This window comes from Pseudomonas sp. 05N434 (assembly GCF_056396965.1).
Genome location: NZ_JBFTMK010000574.1, coordinates 1 through 5246 on the forward strand (window position 1 = coordinate 1; position 5246 = coordinate 5246).

General features: G+C 60.8%; 5 protein-coding genes. All 5 read right to left on the reverse strand.

Translation table 11 applies throughout. The features are described from left to right. Positions 1–550 (reverse strand): prephenate dehydrogenase/arogenate dehydrogenase family protein (locus AC1DLB_RS26055; RefSeq protein WP_477785916.1); only part of this gene is annotated, 550 nt, incomplete at its 3' end. A gap of 28 nt (positions 551–578) precedes the next feature. Then, the gene (gene hisC, locus AC1DLB_RS26060; protein ID WP_086944627.1) at positions 579–1691 is read right to left on the reverse strand and encodes a histidinol-phosphate transaminase; all 1113 of its coding nucleotides are present in this window, start codon (positions 1689–1691) and stop codon (positions 579–581) included. Between the two features lie 12 nt (positions 1692–1703). Then, positions 1704–2798, reverse strand: coding sequence for a prephenate dehydratase (gene pheA, locus AC1DLB_RS26065; RefSeq protein ID WP_007899727.1), 1095 nt, complete (start codon positions 2796–2798; stop codon positions 1704–1706). Beyond that, positions 2798–3700 (reverse strand): 3-phosphoserine/phosphohydroxythreonine transaminase, encoded by a 903-nt coding sequence (locus AC1DLB_RS26070; protein WP_477785914.1) that lies wholly within the window; start codon positions 3698–3700, stop codon positions 2798–2800. Before AC1DLB_RS26070 ends, pheA begins: the two co-directional genes overlap by 1 nt. A 219-nt stretch (positions 3701–3919) precedes the next feature. Next, the coding region (locus AC1DLB_RS26075; protein ID WP_477785915.1) for a DNA gyrase C-terminal beta-propeller domain-containing protein at positions 3920–5246 on the reverse strand (1327 nt) is incomplete at its 5' end.

Consider the following 5246-nt stretch of genomic DNA (forward strand, 5'->3'; position numbering starts at 1 on the left):
CCAACACTTCGTCATGACGCTCGACTTGCATGTGCTCGACGTCGGCGCCCAATTCGCGCCACAACCGGTCGACCACCGCCAGCGCGGCCGGATCGGTCTGATCCAGCGGCGTCAGAATCACTTTATGGCGACGGAACAGGTCAGCATTGGAGGCTTCCACCCCGCTCTGCTCGGAACCGGCAATCGGATGCCCTGGCACGAAACGCGCCGGCATGYCGCCAAACGCTTCGGTCGCCGCGCGCACCACATTGCCCTTGGCACTGCCGACGTCAGTCAGGATCGCCTGTCCCAGATCCATGCCCGCCAACAGCGCGAGCAGTTTCTCCATGGCCAGGATCGGCACCGCCAACTGAATCACGTCCGCGCCCTGACAAGCCGCCACCAGGTCTTCTTCGCAGCGATCCACCACACCCAACTCGACCGCCAGCTTGCGCGACTGCGGGTCGAGATCGACCCCGACCACTTCGCGGCACAGACCGCTTTCACGCAGGCCTTTGGCAAACGAACCGCCGATCAACCCCAGACCGACCACCACCAGGCGACCGATCATAGGTTCAGCAGATTGCAGTGCAGTGACATCAACCACGAGCCATAACCTTGGTCAGCGCCTCGAGGAAGCGGCTGTTTTCCGCTGGCAAACCGATGGTGATGCGCAGGTGATTCGGCATGCCGTAGTTGGCCACCGGACGCACGATCACGCCTTCGCGCAACAACCCCTGGAAAACCGGGGCAGCAACGCGCCCCAGATCGACACAGATGAAGTTGCCTCTGGATGGAATCCAGCTCAGCCCCAACTCACGGAAACCCGCCTCAAGCTGCTGCATGCCGGATTGGTTCAGGCGACGGCTTTCAGCCAGGTACTCGACGTCTTGCAGCGCGGCACAAGCGGCGGCCAGCGCGAGGCTGTTGACGTTGAACGGCTGACGCACGCGATTGAGCACATCAGCGACGATGGCCGAGGACAAACCGTAGCCGACCCGCAGCGACGCCAGACCATAGGCCTTGGAGAAGGTGCGCGAGACCAGCAGGTTCGGATAGGCCGCCAGATAGTCCAGGCCATCCGGCAAGTCGCTGCCTTCGGCGTACTCGATGTAGGCCTCGTCCAGCACCACCAGCACATGGGCCGGAACGTCCTGCAGGAATTCATCCAGCGCCTCGGCATCGAACCAGGTCCCGGTCGGGTTGTTCGGGTTGGCGATGAACACCACGCGGGTATCGGCATCGATCGCGGCCAGCATCGCCGGCAGATCATGACCCCAGTCTTTGGCCGGGATCACTTTTGCCTGGGCACCAACGGCCTGGGTCGCGATCGGATAGACCGCAAACGCATGCTCGCTGAACACCGCGTTCAGGCCCGGCGCCAGATAGGCACGCGCCACCAGCTCCAGAATATCGTTGGAGCCGTTGCCCAGCGTCACTTGGTTCAGCTCGACGCGACACTGATCGGCCAACAGGGTTTTGAGCGCAAAACCATTGCCGTCCGGATAGCGGGTCAGCTCGGCCAGCGCTTCGCGAATCGCCGCCAGCGCCTTGGGACTGGCGCCCAACGGGTTTTCGTTGCTCGCCAGCTTGACGATGCTGGCCGGATCGAGGTTCAGCTCACGGGCCAGTTCGTCCACAGGCTTGCCCGGAACGTAAGGCGAAAGTTGTTGCACGCCCGGCTGTGCCAGAGCGAGGAAGTTGCCACTCATTTGCTACCGCCCTTAGAGAACTGCTTTCGGGTAGGAACCCAGCACCTTGAGTGCCACCGCTTCCTGACTGATCTTTTCCAGCACACCTTTGACCAGCGGGTCGCGGTGATGGCCGACGAAGTCGATGAAGAATACGTAGGTCCATTTACCGCTGCGCGACGGACGGGTCTCGATCCGTGTCAGATCGATGCCATTGTCGTGGAACGGCACCAGCAACTCGTGGAGAGCGCCGGGCTTGTTGCTCATGGAAACGATGATCGAGGTCTTGTCATCACCGGTCGGCGGCACTTCCTGGCTGCCGATCATCAGGAATCGCGTGGAGTTGTCCGGGCGATCCTCGATTTTCTCAGCCAGACGGGTCAACCCGTAGAGGCCGGCAGCCATGTCGCCGGCAATCGCTGCCGAGTTCCACTCACCCTTGACCCGTTTGGCCGCTTCGGCGTTGCTGGACACCGCCACGCGCTCGACATTCGGGTAATGGGCGTCCAGCCACTTGCGGCACTGGGCCAGGGACTGGGCGTGGGAATAGATGCGGCTGATGCTGTCGGTCTTGGTGTTTTCGCCAACCAACAGGTGATGGTGAATACGCAGCTCGACTTCGCCACAGATCACCATGTCGTGTTCGAGGAAGCTGTCGAGAGTGTGGTTGACCGCGCCTTCGGTGGAGTTTTCCACCGGGACCACGCCAAAGTTCACCGCACCGGCCGCCACTTCACGGAACACTTCGTCGATCGCCGCCATTGGCTTGCTGATCACCGCGTGACCGAAGTGCTTCATGGCCGCAGCCTGAGTGAAGGTACCTTCAGGGCCGAGGTAAGCCACTTTCAGCGGCTGCTCGAGGGCCAGGCACGAGGACATGATTTCGCGGAACAGCCGCGCCATCTCTTCGTTGCCCAGCGGCCCCTGGTTACGCTCCATCACGCGCTTGAGCACCTGAGCTTCACGCTCAGGACGATAGAACACCGGCACTTCGCCTTCGGCCAGCGAGGCCATCTTTACTCGCGCAACTTCCTGGGCGCAGCGTGCGCGCTCACTGATCAGCTCCAGGACCTTTTCGTCCAGAGCATCAATGCGCAGGCGCAGTGCCTTGAGTTCTTGCTCAGACATTAGCCGTGTTCCTTCTCGAACTCTGCCATGTACGAAACCAGTGCGTTGACTGCAACGATATCGACGGCGTTATAGATGGAGGCACGCATGCCGCCCACGGAACGGTGACCTTTGAGGTTCAACAGGCCACGTTCGTCGGCACCGGCCAGGAACGGCTTGTCGAGACGATCGTCGGCCAGACGGAACGGCACGTTCATCCACGAGCGGTCCGACTTGTTGATCGGGTTGCTGTACAAGCCGCTGGCGTCGATGAAGTCGTACAGCGTGCGCTGCTTCACTTCATTGAGCTTGCCGATGGCTTCGACGCCGCCCTGCTCTTTCAGCCACTCGAACACCAGGCCGGACAAGTACCAGGCCAGTGTTGGCGGTGTGTTGTACATCGAGCCGTTGTCGGCCGGCACATCACCGGTTTCCGGGATCCACTGGAATTCCAGGCCGCCGATGGTTTCGTTCGGCGCGTAGTGAACGTAGGCCGCATCTTTCGACAGGTTCCATTCGTTCTGACCAGGCACAGCGAAATAGTCGTAAGGCTTGGCGGTCGCGGCAACATTGACGTGGCCATAGCGCGAGGCCTCCTCGATCGCCTTCTGAGACCAGATACCGGTGTCGATATAGTCGGCGGTGCCGCTTTCCGGCAACAGGTTCAGCGGAATCTGAGCAAATTGCTGGCTCGCGCCACCTTGCAGAAACAGCACTTTATAGTTCGAGGGGATATTCAGCAGATCACGCAGATCCTGCTCGGCCTTGGTGGCAATGGACACGAACTCATCGCTGCGATGGCTCATTTCCATGACCGACAGGCCCTTGCCGTGCCAATCAAGGAGTTCAGCCTGGGCGCGCTTCAGGACAGCTTCGGGAAGCGCCGCAGGACCGGCACAGAAGTTATAGGCTCTCTTGCTCACATCCAATCTCGCTCTGATTTGGTGGTATCACGCAATAAATCTGTAGGAGCTGTCGAGCAGAGCGAGGCTGCGATCTTTTAGTGCTGAGCGAAAGCAAGAGCCAGATCAAGAGATCGCAGCATCGCTTCGCTCGACAACTCCTACATAAAAAACAATTCCACAGTTCCCTGAGGACAAACAACAAGGGGGCGAATCTTCATCCGCCCCCTGCTTGCCCGCTTACTCCTGCGGCTCTTCGTCGGCGGCGGCGTCGAGTTGCTGGTCGTCGGCAACATCGTCGATCACGACCTCACCCTCGAACACTGCACCCTCTTCACCTGCAAGCCCTTCGCCTTCCAGCTCTTCGCCTTCGACTTCCGACGGCTCCTGAACCCGCTCCAGGCCCACCAGCGTTTCATCGTTGGCCAGCTTGATCAGGGTCACGCCCTGGGTGTTACGGCCCAGGCTGGACACTTCGTCGACGCGGGTACGAACCAACGTACCCTGGTCGGAAATCAGCATGATTTCCTCGCCGTCGAGCACCTGGACCGCGCCGACCAGACGACCGTTACGCTCGTTGCTGACCATGGCGATAACGCCCTGACCGCCACGCTTGTACTCAGGGAACTCGGTGATCGCGGTGCGCTTGCCGAAACCACGCGCCGAAGCGGTGAGGATCTGGCTGCCTTCTTCCGGGATCAGCATGGAAATCAGCTTCTGGCCTTCCGGCAGACGCATCCCGCGGACACCGCGAGCGGTACGGCCCATGGCGCGAACGTCGGTTTCCTTGAAGCGAGTCACCTTGCCGCCGTCGGAGAACAGCATGACTTCGCGATCGCCATCGGTAATGGCCGCAGAGATCAGTACGTCGCCTTCATCCAGCTCCAGCGCGATCAGACCGACGCTGCGTTGACGACTGAAGGATTCCAGCGGGGTCTTCTTCACGGTGCCTTTGGCAGTGGCCATGAAGATGAAGTGACCTTCGGTGTATTCCTCGACCGGCAGCATGGTGGTGATGTATTCATCACTGTCCAGCGGCAGCAGGTTGACCAGCGGGCGACCACGGGCCGCGCGGGAGGCTTCCGGGATTTCGTAGGTTTTCAGCCAGTACACTTTACCTTTGCTGGAGAACAGCAGCAGCGTGGTGTGGCTGTTGGCGACCAGCAGGTGAGCGATGTAGTCCTCATCCTTCACGCCGGTAGCCGATTTACCTTTACCGCCACGACGCTGAGCCTGGTACGCAGCCAAAGGCTGGGTCTTGGCGTAGCCACCGTGGGAAATGGTCACGACGCGCTCTTCTTCCGGGATCATGTCGCCCAGGGTCAGGTCGAGACGGGCATCGAGAATCTCGGTGCGACGCACATCGCCGTACTCGGCGCGGATCACTTCCAGCTCTTCGCGGATCACTTCCATCAGGCGCGTGGCGCTGTTGAGGATGCGGATCAGCTCGCCGATCTGGTTGAGGATCTCTTGATACTCGGCCAGCAGCTTCTCGTGCTCCAGACCGGTCAGGCGGTGCAGACGCAGTTCCAGAATGGCTTGCGCCTGCTCTGGCGACAGGAAGTAC

Bases quoted from the DNA above. Each gene is read 5' to 3' on its own strand.
- hisC (WP_086944627.1), bottom strand. From the start codon at position 1,691: ATGAGTGGCAACTTCCTCGCTCTGGCACAGCCGGGCGTGCAACAACTT.
- pheA (WP_007899727.1), bottom strand. From the start codon at position 2,798: ATGTCTGAGCAAGAACTCAAGGCACTGCGCCTGCGCATTGATGCTCTG.